This is a genomic window from Bradyrhizobium australafricanum, from assembly GCF_020329495.1.
In the GTDB taxonomy this organism is placed as follows: Bacteria; Pseudomonadota; Alphaproteobacteria; order Rhizobiales; family Xanthobacteraceae; genus Bradyrhizobium; species Bradyrhizobium australafricanum.
Window position 1 is genome coordinate 97,769 of the sequence record NZ_JAGKJL010000020.1, and the last position, 17,404, is coordinate 115,172.

General features: G+C 61.9%; 20 protein-coding genes. 9 read left to right on the plus strand and 11 right to left on the minus strand.

Features of this window, described 5'->3' with window-relative positions:
- Positions 1-10: 10 nt before the first annotated feature.
- The 3 genes from J6525_RS19495 to J6525_RS19505 are packed head-to-tail and all read right to left on the minus strand — an operon-like array spanning position 11 to position 3,761.
- The gene (locus J6525_RS19495) at positions 11-2,401 is read right to left on the minus strand and encodes a xanthine dehydrogenase family protein molybdopterin-binding subunit (RefSeq protein WP_225645876.1); all 2,391 of its coding nucleotides are present in this window, start codon (positions 2,399-2,401) and stop codon (positions 11-13) included.
- Positions 2,398-2,883, minus strand: a complete 486-nt coding sequence (locus J6525_RS19500) for a (2Fe-2S)-binding protein (protein ID WP_225645877.1) — start codon at positions 2,881-2,883, stop codon at positions 2,398-2,400. The genes J6525_RS19495 and J6525_RS19500 overlap by 4 nt, the downstream gene beginning before the upstream one ends.
- Positions 2,880-3,761, minus strand: coding sequence for an FAD binding domain-containing protein (locus J6525_RS19505; protein ID WP_225645878.1), 882 nt, complete (start codon positions 3,759-3,761; stop codon positions 2,880-2,882). The genes J6525_RS19500 and J6525_RS19505 overlap by 4 nt, the downstream gene beginning before the upstream one ends.
- Positions 3,762-3,930: 169 nt before the next feature.
- Between J6525_RS19505 and J6525_RS19510 the strand changes: the two genes are divergently transcribed.
- Both J6525_RS19510 and J6525_RS19515 read left to right on the plus strand, forming a co-directional pair.
- Complete coding sequence (locus tag J6525_RS19510) at positions 3,931-5,028, plus strand: LLM class flavin-dependent oxidoreductase (RefSeq protein WP_225645880.1); 1,098 nt, start codon at positions 3,931-3,933, stop codon at positions 5,026-5,028.
- A gap of 12 nt (positions 5,029-5,040) precedes the next feature.
- Entirely contained in the window at positions 5,041-5,916 is an 876-nt protein-coding gene (locus J6525_RS19515) for a polysaccharide deacetylase family protein (protein WP_225645881.1), read from the plus strand.
- A 6-nt stretch (positions 5,917-5,922) separates the two neighbouring features.
- Here the strand turns inward: J6525_RS19515 and J6525_RS19520 are convergent, their stop codons facing one another.
- The 3 genes from J6525_RS19520 to J6525_RS19530 are packed head-to-tail and all read right to left on the minus strand — an operon-like array spanning position 5,923 to position 8,346.
- Positions 5,923-6,609 (minus strand): TetR/AcrR family transcriptional regulator, encoded by a 687-nt coding sequence (locus J6525_RS19520; protein WP_225645882.1) that lies wholly within the window; start codon positions 6,607-6,609, stop codon positions 5,923-5,925.
- Positions 6,606-7,160: a flavin reductase family protein gene (locus J6525_RS19525; RefSeq protein ID WP_225645884.1), complete on the minus strand. Its 555-nt coding sequence runs from the start codon at positions 7,158-7,160 to the stop codon at positions 6,606-6,608. Before J6525_RS19525 ends, J6525_RS19520 begins: the two co-directional genes overlap by 4 nt.
- A 10-nt stretch (positions 7,161-7,170) precedes the next feature.
- Positions 7,171-8,346 (minus strand): acyl-CoA dehydrogenase family protein, encoded by a 1,176-nt coding sequence (locus J6525_RS19530; protein WP_376708534.1) that lies wholly within the window; start codon positions 8,344-8,346, stop codon positions 7,171-7,173.
- A 1,344-nt stretch (positions 8,347-9,690) separates the two neighbouring features.
- Here J6525_RS19530 and J6525_RS19540 point away from each other — a divergent pair.
- A complete protein-coding gene (locus J6525_RS19540; RefSeq protein ID WP_092082963.1) occupies positions 9,691-9,876 on the plus strand; it encodes a hypothetical protein in 186 nt (61 codons plus the stop codon).
- Between the two features lie 101 nt (positions 9,877-9,977).
- Here the strand turns inward: J6525_RS19540 and J6525_RS19545 are convergent, their stop codons facing one another.
- The gene (locus tag J6525_RS19545) at positions 9,978-10,286 is read right to left on the minus strand and encodes a hypothetical protein (RefSeq protein WP_376708532.1); all 309 of its coding nucleotides are present in this window, start codon (positions 10,284-10,286) and stop codon (positions 9,978-9,980) included.
- Positions 10,287-10,493: 207 nt separating this feature from the next.
- Between J6525_RS19545 and J6525_RS19550 the strand changes: the two genes are divergently transcribed.
- The gene (locus J6525_RS19550) at positions 10,494-10,754 is read left to right on the plus strand and encodes a hypothetical protein (RefSeq protein WP_092082964.1); all 261 of its coding nucleotides are present in this window, start codon (positions 10,494-10,496) and stop codon (positions 10,752-10,754) included.
- A gap of 27 nt (positions 10,755-10,781) precedes the next feature.
- Here the strand turns inward: J6525_RS19550 and J6525_RS19555 are convergent, their stop codons facing one another.
- Positions 10,782-11,135, minus strand: a complete 354-nt coding sequence (locus J6525_RS19555; RefSeq protein WP_016847366.1) for a phasin — start codon at positions 11,133-11,135, stop codon at positions 10,782-10,784.
- Between the two features lie 218 nt (positions 11,136-11,353).
- On the opposite strand from J6525_RS19555, the gene J6525_RS19560 reads away from it, so the two are divergent.
- Positions 11,354-11,539, plus strand: coding sequence for a hypothetical protein (locus J6525_RS19560; RefSeq protein WP_225645887.1), 186 nt, complete (start codon positions 11,354-11,356; stop codon positions 11,537-11,539).
- Between the two features lie 13 nt (positions 11,540-11,552).
- On the opposite strand, the gene J6525_RS19565 is transcribed toward J6525_RS19560, so the two are convergent.
- The 3 genes from J6525_RS19565 to J6525_RS19575 all read right to left on the minus strand — a co-directional run bounded on the left by J6525_RS19565 (position 11,553) and on the right by J6525_RS19575 (position 14,218).
- Positions 11,553-11,756 carry a hypothetical protein gene (locus J6525_RS19565; protein WP_092082965.1) on the minus strand — a complete coding sequence of 68 codons (204 nt, stop codon included), beginning with the start codon at positions 11,754-11,756 and terminating at the stop codon, positions 11,553-11,555.
- Positions 11,757-11,899: 143 nt separating this feature from the next.
- Positions 11,900-13,033, minus strand: a complete 1,134-nt coding sequence (locus tag J6525_RS19570; RefSeq protein ID WP_225645889.1) for an alpha-hydroxy acid oxidase — start codon at positions 13,031-13,033, stop codon at positions 11,900-11,902.
- A gap of 165 nt (positions 13,034-13,198) precedes the next feature.
- Positions 13,199-14,218, minus strand: a complete 1,020-nt coding sequence (locus J6525_RS19575) for a GlxA family transcriptional regulator (protein WP_225645890.1) — start codon at positions 14,216-14,218, stop codon at positions 13,199-13,201.
- Positions 14,219-14,260: 42 nt separating this feature from the next.
- Here J6525_RS19575 and J6525_RS19580 point away from each other — a divergent pair, with 42 nt between their 5' ends.
- The 4 genes from J6525_RS19580 to J6525_RS19595 are packed head-to-tail and all read left to right on the plus strand — an operon-like array spanning position 14,261 to position 17,385.
- Entirely contained in the window at positions 14,261-14,995 is a 735-nt protein-coding gene (locus J6525_RS19580; protein ID WP_225645891.1) for a hypothetical protein, read from the plus strand.
- Positions 14,995-16,287, plus strand: a complete 1,293-nt coding sequence (locus J6525_RS19585; RefSeq protein ID WP_225645893.1) for an MFS transporter — start codon at positions 14,995-14,997, stop codon at positions 16,285-16,287. The genes J6525_RS19580 and J6525_RS19585 overlap by 1 nt, the downstream gene beginning before the upstream one ends.
- 40 nt (positions 16,288-16,327) lie before the next feature.
- The gene (locus J6525_RS19590; RefSeq protein ID WP_225645894.1) at positions 16,328-17,068 is read left to right on the plus strand and encodes a YqcI/YcgG family protein; all 741 of its coding nucleotides are present in this window, start codon (positions 16,328-16,330) and stop codon (positions 17,066-17,068) included.
- Positions 17,065-17,385 (plus strand): cupin domain-containing protein, encoded by a 321-nt coding sequence (locus tag J6525_RS19595; protein WP_050383894.1) that lies wholly within the window; start codon positions 17,065-17,067, stop codon positions 17,383-17,385. The genes J6525_RS19590 and J6525_RS19595 overlap by 4 nt, the downstream gene beginning before the upstream one ends.
- Positions 17,386-17,404 lie beyond the last annotated feature (19 nt).

A 17,404-nucleotide genomic window follows, 5' to 3' on the forward strand; every position in this document is an offset into this window, starting at 1 on the left:
ACGTCTCCACTCAGATCCGTCCCAGGGCGGTCAGGATAACCTGAGGCGTGAGCGGAATCTCGGTAATTGTTGCGCCAAACGGCCGGAGCGCGTCATTGACCGCGTTGGCAACCGCAGCTGCCGCGCCGGCCGTCCCCGCCTCCCCTGCACCCTTGGCTCCCAGCTCCGATTCCTGCGTTGGAGACACCACGTGGCCGACCTCGATATCGGGCATCTCGCCGGACATCGGGACCAGATAGTCCGCCATATTGGCATTGGTCAGCTGACCGCGTTCGTCGTAGATGCACTTCTCGAACAACGCCGCGCCGAGCCCCTGCACGACCCCGCCCCGGATCTGCTCGTCGACCAGTTGCGGGTTGATGATGGTGCCGCAGTCTTCGACAACCCAATGCTTCAGCAGCTTGACGAACCCGGTCTCGGTATCGACCTCGAGCCAAGAGGCCTGAACGCCGTTGGTGAACGCAAAGGGATATTGACGCGGAACGAAATGCCGGGTCGCGATCAATTCGGGCTGGATGCCGGGCGGCAGGGTGTCCGGTCGAAAATAGACGATCCGCGCAAGCTCGTTCAGCTCGATGCGCGGCGCGCCATCGGCGGCGTTGACGATACCGTTGTCGACGATATCGAGTTCGGCCGGCGTCGATTGCAGAATGGCCGCGGCGACGTTCAGGATATTCTCTCGCAGGGCCTTGGCTGCCTGCAATGCAGCTTCGCCGCCGATGCCGGCGCCGCGCGAGGCCCAGGTGCCACCGCCATAGGGCGTATGGTCGGTGTCGCCCAGGATGACGCGAACGCGTTCCATCGAAACGCCAAGCACGCTGCCGACGATCTGGGCCGTCAGCGATTCCGACCCTTGCCCCTGTTCCGTGATGCTGGTCTGGCAGATCACCGACCCTTGCGCGTCGAGCCGGACCGCAACGCCATCCTGCGATGAGATTTTCGCGCCGCCCACGCCGTAAAAGGCGGCGCTGGGATTGGTCACCTCGATGAAGCTCGCGATTCCGATGCCTCGATGGACGTTTCTGGCGCGCAAGGCCGCTTGCTCAGCGCGCAACGCGTCGTAATCCATCATTTGAAGCAGCCTGGTCAACGAGGCGTGATGCGAGAGCTGCTCGAACTTCATGCCCGAGGGTGATGCACACGGATAGGCATCGTCGGCGATCAGATTGCGCCGCCGGATTTCGACGGGGTCCATGCCGATCTTCGCTGCCGCCAGATCGACCAGGCCTTCAGTGACCGAACAGGCGATCGGGTGTCCGACCGCCCGGTACTGGCACATCACGTTCTTGTTCTGGAAAACGACGCGGGCCCGCGCCCGATAATTCGCCGTGACATAGGGCCCACCGACCAGATTGACCACCTGATTTGCCTCGATGGCACTGGTGCGCGGATACATCGAATACGGGCCGATCCCCGTCAGGTCATCGATCTCGAAGGCCGTAATCATACCGTCCGGTCTGACGCCGATCCTTCCCCTGCACCGATGATCGCGGGCGTGGATGTCCGTGTTGAAGCTCTCGACGCGGTCCGCCACGAACTTGACTGGCCGACGCAGCAGCTTGGACAGCGCGTAGGTCGCCATTTCGTCGGCGTAGATATGGACCTTGATGCCGAACGAGCCGCCGACATCCTTGCAGACCACTCGGACCTGCGCTTCCCTTAACCCAAGATGCAGCGCCGCGATGTTCTGCACCATGTGGGGCGCCTGGGTGCCCTGATAGATCGTGAGCCGCGCCTCGGCCGCGTTCCAGTCGGCAACGACGGCGCGCGGCTCAAGCGTCACGCCAGTGTGGCGCCCGAATACGAAGTCGGCCTCGACGAGTTCGGACCCCGACAATGCATGGTCGACGTCGCCGGCGTCGAGCGTCCGCTCAAAGGCAAGATTGTCACCAAGCGAAGCATGAATAACCGGGGATGCCGGATCGAGCGCGGCACGCATGTCCGTGACGGCCTCAAGCTCCTCGTAGTCAACCGAAATATGCTCCATGGCATCTTCGGCTGCCGCACGACTGGTCGCCACGATCGCCGCAACGGCCTCGCCCTGCCAGCACACGCGGTCGAGCGCGATTGCGCGCTGAGGCGCGGACTTCAGTCCCTTCAGATGCGAGAGCACCCCGACCCACGGCGTGATGACCGCTTCAAGTTGACGGCCCGTGACGATGGAAACGACACCCGGCATGCGTCTCGCCGCGTCGGCGTCGATCGCGGCGATTCTGGCGTGGGCATGTGGCGACCGTAGAAAAACCACGTGCGCCATCCGCGGCAATTCCAGATCACTGACATATTGGCCGCGCCCTTGCAGCAACCTGTCGAGATTCGGCCGCGGCACGGTCTTGCCGATGTAGGAATTCGGGCGATCAAGCACCGAAAGCGTGACTGCTGGCGCCCGCGTCACCGTCATGCGCCCCGCTCCGCGCGCGTTCTGGCTGTCGCCTCCACCGCATCCACGATGGCCTGATAGCCTGTGCAGCGGCAATAGTTGCCGGAAAGATGCTCGCGGATCGCTCGACGATCAGGCACGGACACATGCTTCAGCAGGTCCTGCGCCGTAATCAGCATCCCAGGCGTGCAATAACCGCACTGCAATGCATTGCGTTCGCGAAATGCCGCCTGAAGATCGGCTATTTCACCGCTGTCAGACAACCCTTCAATTGTCTCAACTGAAGCGCCCTGCGCCTGGACCGTCAGCATCAGACAGGAGCGAACGATCTCGCCATCGATCCGGACCGTGCACGCGCCGCAAACGCCGTGCTCGCACCCAATGTGGGTTCCGGTCAGCTTGAGATTTTCCCGGAGGAAATCGGCAAGATTGAGCCGCGGCAAGACGATGGCGTCGATGGGTTCGCCGTTGACGAGAAGCGAGACCGGTACCGCAGCGTTCACTTGCCGACTCCCGTTTCCAGTTCTGGCCGCCCGAGCAATGCGGCCACGCAGCGCCGGAGCAGGACCGTGGCGAGGTGCCGACGCATGGCCGCAGTCGCCTGCTGGTCCTCCTGTGGATCGAGTTCATCGGCCAGCGCGCTCGTCGCCTCTGCGAGCAAGGCGGGCGTTACGGCGGCATCGATCAGTTTGCCGGCGGCCGCTGCGAGCAATGGCCGATCGCCAACCGCAAAGAAGCCGAGCCCAAGGGCTGAGAACCTGCCGGCCGCAACTACGGCACGGGCGGCGAGGCCAACGGCAGCGTAATCGCCATGCCGCCGGGCATACTCCTGAAAGAAAAATGTCGAGCCTTGGCCTGCGACCGGCACCTCGACCGCGACAAGCAACTCGTCCGGCAACAACGCCGTTTCGTAAATTCCCCTGAAAAACTCCGTCGCAGCAATCCGGCGTTCGCCGGCCGAGCCCCGAACAACGATCGTGGCGTCGAGCGCCACAACACAGGCCGGCAGCTCCGACGCAGGATCGGCGTGAGCGAGGCTACCGCCGATCGTTCCGCGATTGCGAATTGCGGGATGGGCAACGTGGGCAACGGCATCGCGCAATAGCCGCGCGTGCAGTGCAACCTCCGGCGATCTGAGCAGATCGACGTGCCGGGTCAGCGCGCCAATGACCAGCACGTCTCCCGTCACGGTGATGCCGCGCAACTCGGCGAGGCCGCCGATATCGACCAGAATGTCTGGAGACAGGAGCCGCAAGTTCATCGCCGGCATCAGGCTCTGACCGCCCGACAAAACCTTCGCCTTGTCGCCGTGCATGGCGAGCAACTCCAGCGCGTTCACGACGCTGGTCGCGCGGGCGTAGGCGAAAGCCGCAGCTTTCATGTGGGCGTGGCCTCCCGGGCCCAATTTTGGTTTGCCCGATTAGAGGGCCGCCCTCTTCAAAGGTCAAGCTTGTTTATCGAGTGATTATTTGTGCGGCAGGACTTGTCTTCGCCTCGGGAAGGCCGCAGGTTCCTTGCCAACTAAAGTTCAAATCGCGGGGAGGCGGATCATGAAGCTCGGTTTCTTTACGATGCCGATCCATCCTCTCGACAAGGATTGGCGGCAATCGCTCCGGGAGGATCGCGAGGCATTTCTGCTCGCGGATGAGCTCGGGTTCAGCGAGGCGTATGTCGGCGAGCACGTCACCGACAAGGCCGAGAACATCACCTCCAGCATCGCCTTCATTGCCTGGCTCGCAGCCGCAACCAAGCAGATCAAGCTTGGAACCGGCACCATCAACATGCCAAACACGCATCCGGCAGCGGTTGCAGCGTCTATCGCCATGCTCGACCACATGCTTGATGGCCGTTTCATATTTGGAATCAGCCCGGGTGGATTGCTGTCCGACGCCGAGGTTTTCGGCAATCTCGATGCCGACCGCAATGCCATGTTCCTCGAAGCCATCAATCAGGTTCTTGATATCTGGGCTGGTAAACCGCCCTATGATTTGCAGGGCAAATATTGGAACGTCTCTGTCAAACGGACCCTGATCGAGGACATCGGCCAGGGAATCGTCGCTCGCCCTTTGCAGGCCCCTCACCCGCCAATCGTGGTGACCGCGGTTGCGCCATTCTCAAAGGGCGTCACGGAGGCGGCGGCGCGCGGCTGGGATCCGATCTCGGCAAACTTCCTGATGCCGGCCTGGGTGAAGAGCCACTGGCCGAAATATGTCGAGGGTTGTGCGCGCGTGAATCGGGCAGCCGATCCTGCCAATTGGCGCGTCGCCAAGAGCGTGTTCGTGGCAAAGGATGCAGCAACCGCGAAGGCCTACGCCACGTCATCAGACAGTCCCTACGTGTACTATTATCACCAGCTATTCACGAAGCTGAAGCGCAGTGGCCGGCTCGAGTTGTTCAAGACGCGACGGGATCAAGCCGACGCTGAGGTCACACTGGAATCGATCTGCGACAAATTGATCATCTACGGCACGCCTGAAAGCGTGGCTGACCAGTTGCTGGCGTTCCAGGAAGAGATTGGCACCTTCGGAACCCTGCTTTATGCCGGCAAGGACTGGAAAGATCGGGAGCTTGGCCGTCAATCGATGATCCTGATGGCCGAGAAGGTCCTGCCGCGGATCAATGCCACCGCTGCCGGATCATCGACGTGAAGGAGATTCGACATGGCCTTTACTGATCGCATTCCGTACCAGGCGCAGGTCGACCGACCGAAACTGACACTACCTGACGGCAAGAAGCTTGCCGTGTGGGTTATCCTCAATGTCGAGGAGTGGCGCATCGACAATGCAATGCCACGCACCGTGCTGAGCCCACCGATGGGCCAGCCCCTGCTGCCCGACGTGCCGAATTGGTCGTGGCATGAATACGGCATGCGCGCCGGCTTCTGGCGGCAGTTCAAAGCTCTGACCGATCGAAAGATACCGGTGACACTGGCTGCGAACGCCAACGTCTGCAACAGCTATCCGCGTGTGGCGTCGGCGGCGCGCGAGGCGGGCTTCGAATTCATGGGACATGGGTTTGTTCAGGGCCCGATGCACAAGGTCGAGAACCAGGCGGACGCAATCAAGCGCGCGGTCGACACGATTGCTGGATTTACCGGCAAGCCGCCGCGATCATGGGAAAGCCCGGGCCTGACCGAAACCGAAGACACGCTCGATCTCCTGCGCCTCAACGAGATCGAATACGTGGCCGATTGGGTGATCGACGATCTCCCCCAGGACATCGCCACGCCGCACGGCACCGTGACGACGATTCCCTATTCGGTCGAGACCAACGACATCGTCATTCACGCGCTGCAACACCTTCCGTCGGAACAGTTCCTGACGCGCTGCACTGACCAGTTCGATCGGCTGTACCTTGAGGGCGCAGAGAATGCGCGGATCATGGCCATCTCGGTGCATCCCTACATCACGGGCGTGCCGCATCGCATCAAGTACCTGGAGGCCCTGCTTGATTACGTCATCGGCCATGACGGCGTCGCCCTCATGACGGCAAGCGAGATCGGAGATTGGTATCGGGGTCAGATGGCGACAATGTAGCGCGGCTCAGCCGACGACCTTGAGCGGCGCCCGTCGACGATCGGTCGCGCTCTCCGCCATCCTCTCAAATCCCGCGAGGAAGATATCCAGCGCGTCACTGATCATCTGCGCCTTGTCCTCGAGGACAGGCGCTTCGTAGATGTACTTGCGTACGCCATAATAGAAAATGCCGCCGTGAAACACCCAGGCCAGCTCAAGTTCTGCGGCGCTGGGCCTGCCTTGCGTCGCGAGGCCGGCGTCGTGGCGGCATTCCCTAAGAATGCGCGTCAGGATCTTGTCCTTGACCATGCCAACATACCAGCGATTGATATCGAGGCCCTTCAGGCCGGAGTAGAGATAGATCCGGAGCCATCTTCGGTTGAAAATCGCGTCGGTATAGATTTCGTAAAATTCCTGGAGCCGCACGCGGAGCGGACGTGACCGATCCGAGAGCAGCTTCTCCCAGCCGATTTCAAGCGGTTCGAGATATACCTTGCGGTAGACCTCCTTGATGAGATCGTCCTTGCTCGGAAAGTAGCGGTAAAGCAGCGGCTGCGTCACGCCGAGCTTTTGAGCAAGGGCGCGCGTGCCGCCGCCAAATCCCTCCTCCGCAAATAGCTCGGTTGCCTTGGTAACGAATTCACTGCGACGATCGACAGCTGATAGTCGCCTCTGCTTGGCACGAACACGCTTGACGGGCGTCTTTCGATTCATGATGTCTTGTCACCACCGTCAGCCAAAAACCGGCCAAAACCTCCGCGCGCGAACAACAGCGGACTGTTGCGGTTATAGGCGTAGGCTTCCACCGCGCCCAGGAAAATGACGTGATCCCCGCCATAGTAGCGGTTGGCGGCACGGCACTGGAAATTCGCGACCACATCGGCAAGCACGGGAGCATTCCCGAGACCCGGCGTCCAGCTCACACCCGCGAACTTGTCCCCCGACGATCTGGCAAACTGCATCGCCAGCGCCTGTTGCGACGCGTCTAGAACGTTGACCGTAAAATGGCTGGCATTCTGGAAGATCGGCAGCCCCTGCGAAAACATGCCGAGGCTCCACAACACCAGTGGCGGATTGAGCGACACCGATGCAAAGGAATTGCAGGTAATTCCATAGGGCCGTCCTTCAGCCGCCATCGCGGTAACTATCGTCACACCTGTTGCGAACGTACCGAGCGCATTGCGGAAATCACGGGGATCGATCGCCGAACTATCGCTTGCGAGCTCACTGGCGGGATCCAGCGGATGTTTGGGCGAGTCGGACATCCGGCTGACCTCAAAGCGTCAGGTTTTCAGACGGCAGCCCCAGAGCCACCCGCCCGTAATTGGTGCCCGCCGCGTCGAAATTGAACGCGAGATGCGAATTCACCGCATGTGCGTCGCGGAATTGGCGCTGCAACGCTCCCGAGGTGAACAGGCTGCGTGCGCCGCCCGCCGCAAATAGAAGAGACACCGCCTCGGTGCACAAATTGACCGCGAACGCACCGTCGCGCCGGAGCTTCGTCTTCGCTGCAATGCCCGGGATATCGCCACGCCGGACCTCCGCAAGCGTCTCAACGCAGTTGGTGCGCATGATCAGCCGCGCGGCATCTATCTTCGCCGACGCTTCGGCGATCTTGATCTGTGTGCTTTGCAGGTCCCCGATCTTGGCCCGGTTATATGTCGAAGCGCGGTGTCGCGCGATCTCGACATAGTCATCAAGGCAAGCCTGCGCATTTCCCAAACCAACCCCGGACAACACATAGGGAAACAACGAAAACACCGGAAGCATGTAGAGCGCATTCGGATTGACGACGCTGCCCGGCGTCGCACCTCCCGCAAGATCGCTGACGGCAACGGTCATATGCTCGGGAACGAATGCGTCGGTGACCCGCACGTCGTTCGATCCCGTTCCGCGCAAGCCAGCCGCATTCCAGGTGTCGTCGATGCTGTAGTCCCGCCTGTTCAACAGGAATAGCCGATACTCGACACCGTCGGCCTCATCATCCGAGGCGACCACGCTCGCGAGCATGTTCCATCCGCAGGATTCCACCCCGGACGAAAACGGCCAATGACCACTCAGAACATATCCGCCACTTGCCTTCCTCGCACGACCTGCTGGGAAGACAAAGGAAGACGCGATCAGCACATCCGGATCCTCTTCCCACACCGCGCTCTGCGCTTCGGGCGCGAACATAGCCAGCATCCAATGGTGACTTGCAAGGTTTGCAAAATTCCAGGAGACCGAGGCGTCTCCCTGCCCGAGGGCATCGGCGCAGTCGACCAGGGCAACATAGTCGAGCTCGCTGCCTCCGACGCGCTTGGGCTGCAGGATCCGGAAAAGGCCGCTGTCAAGCAAATCCCGCTCGGTCTCCGGCGGCAATCTGCGCAGCTCTTCGGTCCGCGATGCCCGTTCGCGCAATGCCGGAACAAGCGCCCTGGCTCGTGCGACCATGACCGAATAACGATCCATATCCGGGCCTGGCTGTACCTTCGTGTCGAGCCCGCGGCCAACCTCAACCATGGTCTCTTCCTTCGTTCGATCTCCAAGGCAGTTGCGCGTGCGATCGAGCCGTCAACTCAGTTTATCGATCGATCACCAGAGATCAAGGCGCGCAAGCCTGCATTCCGCGAATTCAACGCTCAGGATCCACGACTGCCGCCGGGCGCCCATTTGAGGAAACGCTTCCAGCGATGCTTCGTTCGCACTGCAGGGGCCCATTCTAGCATCCCCACGCCCAAAATTCGATGCCGGACGACCGCGGCTTGCCGAAGGATGTTACCCAGGGCCAGAAACGCAAAAAACCCCGGTCGCCGAAGCCACCGGGCGCTCAACGTCATCGAATTGTTCGCGACAACCCGAACCCACGTCGCAGGATCTAGAGGAGCTCCTTCCTCCAATACAGCGTGTGCTGCCATGCCCAGGGCGAGACAGGGTCGAAGAGCCGATATCCTTGCCGGATAAAATCATCGGCCAAGAAGATGTACTCGCTCGGAGCCGCGTCGCAATCCGGATCAGGATCAGGCAACACCGCACGAAAATGCGATCGGTGGGAACGTCCGTCTGCTCGCGTTTGGGGTGCGGGCGCGGAATGAACTGGGCGCTCATGCAAGCTCCCACAACGCGATGGCAACCAGATCCGCGAGCGCGAGCGACATCAGATAGGCGGTCATACAAACCTCGTTGATCGGCCGTCAGCGCGCGATGCGGCCATGGCATGAATGTGCGGCAGATCGCGCAGCGGGCGGCGATCTTTGGGGCGCGAACCTTAGCCCTGACGCGTGGGGCCGCGGGCGGCGCCGACTTTCGCCGCGCCGCAGCGCGTTCGCGCGCACCAGCCAATTCGTTCTCTTTTCAAGGGATCCGGACGGCGGCGCGCTTGCGACACTCAGGCGACGGGCTGGGAGGATGTGGCGTCGTGACGGTGCGGTCGCCGGCCGATTGGTGAAACGGCAAAGAAAAAGCCCGCCGCGGATTGCTCCGCGCGGGCTCAACAATTTCTGATTTTCGGATTATGCCCCCTGAGTTGCCCGACGGGTCAAACCCTTTTTTCGGGCTGAATGCGATCGGTAAAATGCGATGCGTCGGCTTCGACGGTGAGAAACCGCCTTGAGCGAAAGTTTGGGCATTGATGCGGAATCACAAATGCGAGCCGGCGCCAATCGCCTATGCTTGCTGCGATGATGTCAGTGTGCCGCTGAGCTGCCCGACGCGTCAAGCGGACAGCTCACAATATTTGGATCGGCATCAATACAGTTTTGGCTTGCGTCGGTCGAACTGACCCGCGCCGCATTTGATTGCAAGGAGGAAGCGTCGATGTATTTCGTTGCTGCCGTGCTCGCGGTCCTGTCCGGCCTGTTCTACGCCGCGGGCCATCATCAGATCGGCTCTCTCGGTGCCACCATGTGCCAGTATGGCGGCATGTTCTGCGACAGCCCGGTGCTGGTTCTCGTTGGTGCAGGATTTGCAGCAGCGTGGGGCATGCTGGTCAGCATTCGCTGATCATCCCGCGATATTTTCGACGATGATTTTGTGCCGCTGATTTGCCCTGACGAGTCAATCCTGCGCCCTGCCTCGGGATGCGATCCCACGAACGCTCGCATCTATTGCGGCGTGCTCGGATTTGCCGGATGAGCGGGCTTTGGGCCAGGTGGATCAGGCTCGATCGGTGCCTTGGGCTCGGTCGGTATGACCTTTGCGCCAGCCGCGCGCGCCGCCTCGCCGGTCGTTGAGTAGTTGGCCGAAGCGGCCGGCTGCACGTTCGGCTTGTTCCACGGACCGTAATCCACGATCAGCATGCCGAGCACGCCGAGGATCGCAACCACGGCCGCGACCAACAGCGGCATACCACCATGCCGATTTCGATGCTTGACCGAACCGCCATCCGCAATGCCGTGCGCCTGCATTGTCATCATCGTCTCCTCCACGGAAACAAGCCGCGACCCGCGCGTAAGTTTCCGGTTCCCCGACGTGAAAGCGAGGCATGTCGGTGGAACCAATCCGCCGCTGCGGAATTTCTGGGATATGTGGCCGCCACCGCCGTTCAAGACGTGCGGATAGCGAAGGCGTCGGTCACCTGACGTCGGTCACCTGGCCTTCTATAAATCGCGGCACGGCACATGAACTCCGAAACACCCGAGTTCCCGCTTCAACCCACACTCGGTGAACGAGCGATCGACACCGCGACGGACGTCTCGCGTACGATCACGGAGGTGTCGGATGGACTTCGAGCGGCCGCCGATCGCCTCAGCGATGCCATCGCGACCTCGCGCCGACCGGGCGGAGCCCTGGCCACCGTGAGTGCGGTCACGCGCGAAGCGCCGCTCGCAAGCCTGTTCGTCGCGTTTCTGCTCGGCGTCGCCGTCGCGCGCCGGCGCTAAAGCGTCGATGGGCCCGCGAACGCCGTCCTAGAACTTGCCCTTCGTCGCGTCCTTGGTCGCCGACATCACGCTACCGCTGATCTGCCGCATGTGTTCGCCGGCATTGGTGAACTGGCTGCGCAGGAATTCCGACTGGATCCGCATCGCCTCCTGCAGATCCGTTGCGTGCACGAGCTTGCGCGCATGCTCGAACGCCGCCTTCATGTTCTGCTCGGTGAACGATAGCGCTTGTTTGGAGATCTCGGTACCGGCGCCCGGCATCGACGTCATCGATTTGCTCGCAGCATCAAAGAACAGGCTGAAGGCCTGTTCGGCCTGGTCGATGGTCTTTTCCGCGAGATCGCGCAACTCGGCGGGAACTTCAAGCTTCGGCTCAATCATGATCGCGCCCCCTGAAATAAGCGTCCGGCGACGTTAGCATAGATTGTGACGGCGTCAGCGCCGGATCGCGAGCTATGAAGACCCCACCCGCTCCGGCCAATTGAGGAAAAATTACCTAGCCGCGACCGACGGCCGATTCCAATCATGTCAGCACTGTGGCATAGTGATTCGGCTTCTTCGTCGGTCGCGTTCGCGTCTCTGGGGAATAAGGGGATCCGATGCTGCGCGCCGTTCGTCCGACACCGACCTGCACCCGGTTCAAGGCCAGCATAGAGATGCCGTGCATGAAGTGCGGCACGCAAATGCGGCTTGCCTTGATCGAGCCGCGCGGCCAAGTCTACGACGTGCTGACCTATCAGTGCACGCCTTGCAATTCCGGTGAAAGCTTCCTGAACGCGCGCTAGGCTGCGCGCCTGTTCAGTCCCTCAGCACGGCGGCTCCCGACTCCGTCAGCCCGGGCTCGTCGCCATGCAGTTCGACAAGACCTAGCTCAGCGAGGATGTGCAGATCCTCGTCGCTGACCGGTGACAATTTGAGCCTGCCGGCCTGAATATCCCGCAAGGTCCAGCGCAAGCCGATCGCGCGCTCGAGTGAAAATTCCGCGAATGGATTACCTGCCATCCGCCTCGACTAGTGCGGCATTTGGATCAGACTTTGTCGTTGCCGCGGCGGCTTCATGGACACCACAGATAGATCGCCGCTGGCGCGATCGAGGCGCACAATGCCTCGACCGCGCCAACGCTTCATGCATTGCTTGCAGCGGCTCAGTAGCGGTAGGGATCGATATCGAGAAGCGGGAATGCGCTGAACACGCTCGGCAGATTGGTCGGCATCGCCGGATGCAGGTAGGATTTGTCCAATTCGGCAAAGCTGGTGACGCCGAGCAGACCGAGGCAGCGGATCACCTCGTCCTCCAGCAGTTCAAGCATCCGGACAATGCCGGCCTCGCCGGCCGCGGCGAGCGCCCAGCACTGCAGGCGGCCGATGCCGACAACATCAGCGCCCGAAATGATAGCCTTCACAATATCGGTGCCGCGGCAGAACGAGCCGTCGACCATGATCTTGGCACGGCCCGCGACCGCCTGAACGATCTCGGGCAGGACATGCATGGACCCACGGCCATGGTCGAGCTGTCGGCCGCCATGATTTGAGACGTAAATCCAGTCGACCCCGTGGTCGAGGGCGATCTTGGCGTCTTCGGCGGTGGCGATCCCCTTGAGGATAAGTGGAATCTTGAACTTGTCCTTGATCAGCTTCACCATCCGCCATTCCAGCCCCTTCTGGAAATCGCCGCCGGTGGCGCGGATGCGGCTCTCGCGGACATAGCGCTTGGCTATATCGCGCTCGCGCCGGCTGTAATGGGCAGTGTCCACCGTGAGGCAGAACGCGGCATAACCGTTGTCGATGCTGCGGCCGACCACATCCTCGACAAAGGCATCGTCGCCGCGCACATAGAGTTGGAAGATGCGAAGCGCATCCGGTGCCGCCTTGGCGGTGTTCTCCAGCCCAGGCTCGGACACCGAACTCAGCATGTGCGCCGCGCCGAACGTTCCCGCTCCGCGCGCGACGGCCGCGCCCGCATCTGGATCGAAGATCTCGAGCGCGCCGACCGGGGCGATCATCACGGGAAGCCGGAGCTTGCGTCCGAATACCTCGGTGGAAGGATCGACGTTGATGACGTTGCGCAGGACGCGCGGCCGGAACGCGATCTCGTCGAGCGCCATTCTGTTGCGGCGCATCGTGGTCTCGGTCTCCGAGGCGCCGACGATGTAGTCCCAGGCGTTCTGATTCAGCTTGGCGCGGGCCTTTCGCGCGAATTCGTGCAGGTTCTGGAATTCCTCGCCGCTGGCGCCGAGTTCGACATTGCGCGTCTGCCGAATGGGGGTCCCGTCATTCATGGTGTTTCTTCTCCCGATTTGGCCGGCACATTAGCCGCAGACAAACCGGAAAAGCTACCACCTTGAGCCACGAATCCGGCCAGCGAAGGCCAGCTATTCGCTCGTGAGATAGATCGGTTCTCGACGCGACGCGGTTCGTATCCAGACGACCTCGCCCGAGGCGAGCTAGCTGCCCGAAAACCGGTTTCGGTACTCGGTTGGCGATACGCCGAGGTGGCGCAGGAAGGCTCGCCGCATTCGCTCGTCATCGCCAAATCCCGCGCGCTTGGCGACCTCGACCACGCCGCCGATCTGGCGGCTTTCGAGCAGCAAGCGCGCCGTCTCCACGCGCAGCGCCTCGACGCCGCTTGCGGGCGTCATGCCGGTGCGGCTGACATAGGTCCGGGCAAAGGTGCGTGGCGTCATCCCCGCCTTTTCCGCGAGGGTCTCGACCTTGAGGTCGCTCGTGATGTTCTCGATGATCCAGGCGTGCAGCGCGCTGAAGCGTCCCTCGACGTCCGATGCCTGTGCGGCAAGGACGGTGGAGAACTGGCTCTGACCGCCCGGCCGTTTCAGAAACACCACAAGTCTGCGCGCAACATCGAGCGCGATGGTGTGGCCGAAATCCTCCTCGATCATGGCGAGCGCCAGATCGATGCCGGCGCTGACCCCGGCCGATGACCAGACCCGTCCGTCCTTGACGAAGATCGCGTTGGGCTCAACCCGGATATTGGGAAAGCTATCCTGCAGACGGGGACAATAACGCCAGTGCGTTGCTGCCCGCTTGCCGTCCAGAATCCCGGTCCAGGCCAACGCAAATGCGCCAAGGCAAACCGACGCGATACGGCGCGCCTTCGGCAGCGCCTCTGCGATCCAGTTCATCAACTTCGCGTCGTTGCGAATCTTCCAGATACCGGGCCCGCCGGGGATCACCAGCGTGTCGACCTCGGCCGGCGCAATACTGTCGATCGGCGTCGTGTCGATCATCATGCCGACATCGGTTGGCACCAACCCGCCGGAGGTCGACAGGTAGGACAGCGAGTAGTCCGGTCCCGGCAGCTCGATCGCTTCCAGTTCTGCAAACACCTGCGCCGGTCCCGAGATGTCGAGCAAGGTCACACCCGGAAAGGCAACGATCGCGATCCGCCGCGTCGCCTTCTTGTCGCGCGGCTCAGGCCGGGGCGCTTTGGCAGTTTTCGAGGGCATATTGTCCTTTAAGCCATTCGAGGCTGCCCTGTATAGCTCGCAATGGAATTCTGGAGTTCTGCCATGTCGCGAAATCTGGGCAGCGGATACGAGGCGATCAAATCGCCTTGGACGGATTACGCGATCTACAGTCTACCCGATGCCTCCCGGGTCGAAGCCTGCGACCGTCAGCCGCTGATGGACGCCATGAACGGCATCATTGCCGTCAACTGGCAGGCCACCGAGCCGCACTGGACAGCAACCTCCTCGCCCTTCGACAAGAAGTATAGCCTGATCCTTGTCTACGATCGGTCTGGCCTCATTGCCTTCTCGGTCTACCGCATCCTGCAGATGTCGGCCGGACTTGGAATCTATCGCAGCGGCACGGAAGTGCTCCCGGCGCACCAGGGCCGCGGCTTCTACGGCTTCTTCACATCGGAAGTCCTGAAATGCTCCGGCGCCGTCGCGAGAGCCGAGGGCAACGTGCTCTACGGCTGGCGAACCCGCAACCCGATCGTCTGGGCAGCGAACGCTAAGATTTGCGAAAAAGTGACTCCATCTTTGCTCGACGATACGCAGGATCTCGCCCTGCAGGCGGCTTGTATCGAGATGTGCACCTCGCTCTATCCGGGCAGGCCGCTCGAACTGCCCGACATGATCATGCGTGGCGCTTACGGCCACATTAAGCACCATCGGCAGGCCTATCATGGCACCGCGTCGCTGGTCGATGCAGCGATGTCGCGGAAGATTCCGAATTCAGCGGATGCCCTTTTCTCGGTGGGTTACGCGAGGGTGTGATGTCGATGCTCGGACAACAAGCTGTTTATGCCCCGACGTCGCGCTTCACCGATCGCGCCTATCTCGCGTGGACGGCGGTGGCCATCGCCTACGCCATTGCCTTCCTGCAGCGCGTATCGCCGCAGTCGGTCAGCCTCAGTTTCATGCACGACTTCAACACTGACGCGGCCGGCGTTGCGATGCTCGCCTCAAGCTACTTCTGGGGCTACACCTTGATGCAGATTCCGGCAGGCCTTCTGGTCGACCGTTACGGTGTCAAGCGCGTCGTCCTCGTCAGCATGATCGCCTCCTCGCTCGGCAGCGCCGCGTTCGCGCTGGCGCCGAACCTGCTCGACGTTTTTGTTGCACGCCTGATCGTCGCCTGCGGTGATGCGCTGGTCTTCACCGCACTCCTGAAGCTCGTGGCACAGAGCTTCGCGGATGAACGGTTCGGCATGATGTCGGGTATTTCGCAGGTATCGGGCTATGTCGGAGGCGTGATCGCGACCACGCCGCTTGCAGCTGCGGTCTCGGGCTTTGGCTGGCGGGCCTGCTTCCTGTTCATCGCCTGCATTGGGTTGGCCAACCTGGCTTTCGCCAAGCTCGCGCTCAAGCCCGATCCGGCCTCGCACAGCAACAAGACGCTGAAGGGCGTGGTGATCGCCGCGCGGCAATCGCTGGCTCATGTCGCGAACTGGGGTTGCGCAATGACGTTTGCGTCGCACTTCGCGGTGGTGACGACGCTGTCGGGCGTCTGGGGCATTCCGATGGTCGCGCACTTCTTCCACATCTCCCCGACGGCGGCCGGCACGCCCCTGCTCGCCTTCATGATCGGTAATGCGCTCGGCTCGATCTTCCTGGGTCACGCCGCCGATCGCGCCGCGGCGGCGCTTGAGCGCGCGCTGATCGGCATTTGCGTGCTGCGCATGCTGCTGATCGCGATGCTGCTGCCGCCGATCGCCCAGACATTTGGTCTCGCCTACGTCACCGTCGTGTTCACTGCCTTGGGGCTCGTCGCCGGCGGCACCGTCCCGCTGGTGCTGAAATGCGTCAAGAAGCTCTACACCGCCGATCTGATCGGTGTGGGCGCATCCGTGAACACCACAGCCGCCGGAATTTTCGCCGGCATCTCGCAGCCCATCATCGGCTTCGCGATGCTCGCCGCCAGCAACGCCTCGGGGACCGACGCCGTACACAACACGGCCGCGATCGGCGACGGCGGCTACAGCGCCTTGATTGTCATTCTGCTTCTTATGTCGCTGCCGGGCATTGCCGGGCCTCTCTTGATGAGAAGCAAGTTGATAGCTCGTTAGTGTCGTTATGAGTGTAGGGGGTGTTATGGAGCGCTTGTTCTTGAGAAAAGGCGAAGTCGCGGCAAACTTTCCGGTCAGCAGCTGGCAGAGCGTGATGTTCTCCGAGTTTGAAGCGCAGATGAGCAGCGAGGCAAGGCCGTTCCCTTGCGTGTTCGGCGTGACCGGACATCGCCAGGATCAGCTCCGCTACCTTTTCCTCGATCCGTATGATGTGGCGGTGCTGGGCGAGCAACTCGGGCAGTATGTCTCGCAGGCGCGCTCGTTCGGTCCCAACACCTCGTTGATCGTGTTCACGCGGCCCCGCCCGGTACAGACACTCGACGCCTATTATCGCAAGATGTGGCTGACGCTCGACCAGCTCGCGCGGCTGGACAAGAACCCGTGGCCATCAGAGATTCCGGAACAGATCGACCATCCGATGTGGGAGTTCTCGTTTGCGGGCGAGCCGATCTTCGTGGTCTGCACGACGCCCGCGCATGTGATGCGGCAGAGCCGCCGGTCCAGCGCCTTCATGCTCACGTTCCAGCCGCGCTGGGTGTTCGACAAGATCCTCGGGACGGAGAAGGCCGCGAACGCTGCGTTCGCGGCGGTGCGAAAGCGCCTGATCCCGTACGACAGCGCAAGCCCATCTCCGCTTCTTGGCCGCTACGGCGCAACCGACGGCCGCGAGTATCTGCAGTACTTCCTGCACGACGACAACCATGCGAGCTCGGGCTGCCCCTTCGCCAAGCTCGCGCAGAACAAGGCTCAACCGATCGCGAACAAGGAGCAGGCAGCATGACCCAGATCATCGCAGGCACGAAGACTGAATTTGCCATCGACCCGGAGATCCTGAACCTGCTCCCGGCCCAGGGCTCGGTCGAGCTGCAGCATGATGCGGCCGGCAAGGTGCATCAGTTTCATACCCATCCGGTGGACGAGATCCTGATGATCATCAGCGGCCGGCTGAACTTCATCTGGGATGGCGGCGAGCGCGTGGTCGGCGCCGGCGACACCATCCTGCTGCCAGCCGGCACCCGTCACCAATCCGAAGCGCTCGAGGGCGGCGCAATCTACGTGATCGCGACGCAAACACCCGCCAAGCCGATGAACAACTGACGCACAGGAAGGATTTGCG

Excerpts from the sequence above, each read along its gene's own strand:
- J6525_RS19570 (WP_225645889.1), bottom strand. The coding sequence starts at position 13,033 with ATGAATGACGGGACCCCCATTCGGCAGACGCGCAATGTCGAACTCGGC.
- J6525_RS19555 (WP_016847366.1), bottom strand. The coding sequence starts at position 11,135 with ATGATTGAGCCGAAGCTTGAAGTTCCCGCCGAGTTGCGCGATCTCGCG.
- J6525_RS19495 (WP_225645876.1), bottom strand. The coding sequence starts at position 2,401 with ATGACGGTGACGCGGGCGCCAGCAGTCACGCTTTCGGTGCTTGATCGC.
- J6525_RS19545 (WP_376708532.1), bottom strand. The coding sequence starts at position 10,286 with ATGACAATGCAGGCGCACGGCATTGCGGATGGCGGTTCGGTCAAGCAT.
- J6525_RS19515 (WP_225645881.1), top strand. The coding sequence starts at position 5,041 with ATGGCCTTTACTGATCGCATTCCGTACCAGGCGCAGGTCGACCGACCG.
- J6525_RS19565 (WP_092082965.1), bottom strand. The coding sequence starts at position 11,756 with ATGGCAGGTAATCCATTCGCGGAATTTTCACTCGAGCGCGCGATCGGC.
- J6525_RS19550 (WP_092082964.1), top strand. The coding sequence starts at position 10,494 with ATGAACTCCGAAACACCCGAGTTCCCGCTTCAACCCACACTCGGTGAA.
- J6525_RS19585 (WP_225645893.1), top strand. The coding sequence starts at position 14,995 with ATGTCGATGCTCGGACAACAAGCTGTTTATGCCCCGACGTCGCGCTTC.
- J6525_RS19510 (WP_225645880.1), top strand. The coding sequence starts at position 3,931 with ATGAAGCTCGGTTTCTTTACGATGCCGATCCATCCTCTCGACAAGGAT.
- J6525_RS19530 (WP_376708534.1), bottom strand. The coding sequence starts at position 8,346 with ATGGATCGTTATTCGGTCATGGTCGCACGAGCCAGGGCGCTTGTTCCG.
- J6525_RS19540 (WP_092082963.1), top strand. The coding sequence starts at position 9,691 with ATGTATTTCGTTGCTGCCGTGCTCGCGGTCCTGTCCGGCCTGTTCTAC.
- J6525_RS19525 (WP_225645884.1), bottom strand. The coding sequence starts at position 7,160 with ATGTCCGACTCGCCCAAACATCCGCTGGATCCCGCCAGTGAGCTCGCA.
- J6525_RS19575 (WP_225645890.1), bottom strand. The coding sequence starts at position 14,218 with ATGCCCTCGAAAACTGCCAAAGCGCCCCGGCCTGAGCCGCGCGACAAG.
- J6525_RS19520 (WP_225645882.1), bottom strand. The coding sequence starts at position 6,609 with ATGAATCGAAAGACGCCCGTCAAGCGTGTTCGTGCCAAGCAGAGGCGA.
- J6525_RS19560 (WP_225645887.1), top strand. The coding sequence starts at position 11,354 with ATGCTGCGCGCCGTTCGTCCGACACCGACCTGCACCCGGTTCAAGGCC.
- J6525_RS19580 (WP_225645891.1), top strand. The coding sequence starts at position 14,261 with ATGGAATTCTGGAGTTCTGCCATGTCGCGAAATCTGGGCAGCGGATAC.
- J6525_RS19505 (WP_225645878.1), bottom strand. The coding sequence starts at position 3,761 with ATGAAAGCTGCGGCTTTCGCCTACGCCCGCGCGACCAGCGTCGTGAAC.
- J6525_RS19595 (WP_050383894.1), top strand. The coding sequence starts at position 17,065 with ATGACCCAGATCATCGCAGGCACGAAGACTGAATTTGCCATCGACCCG.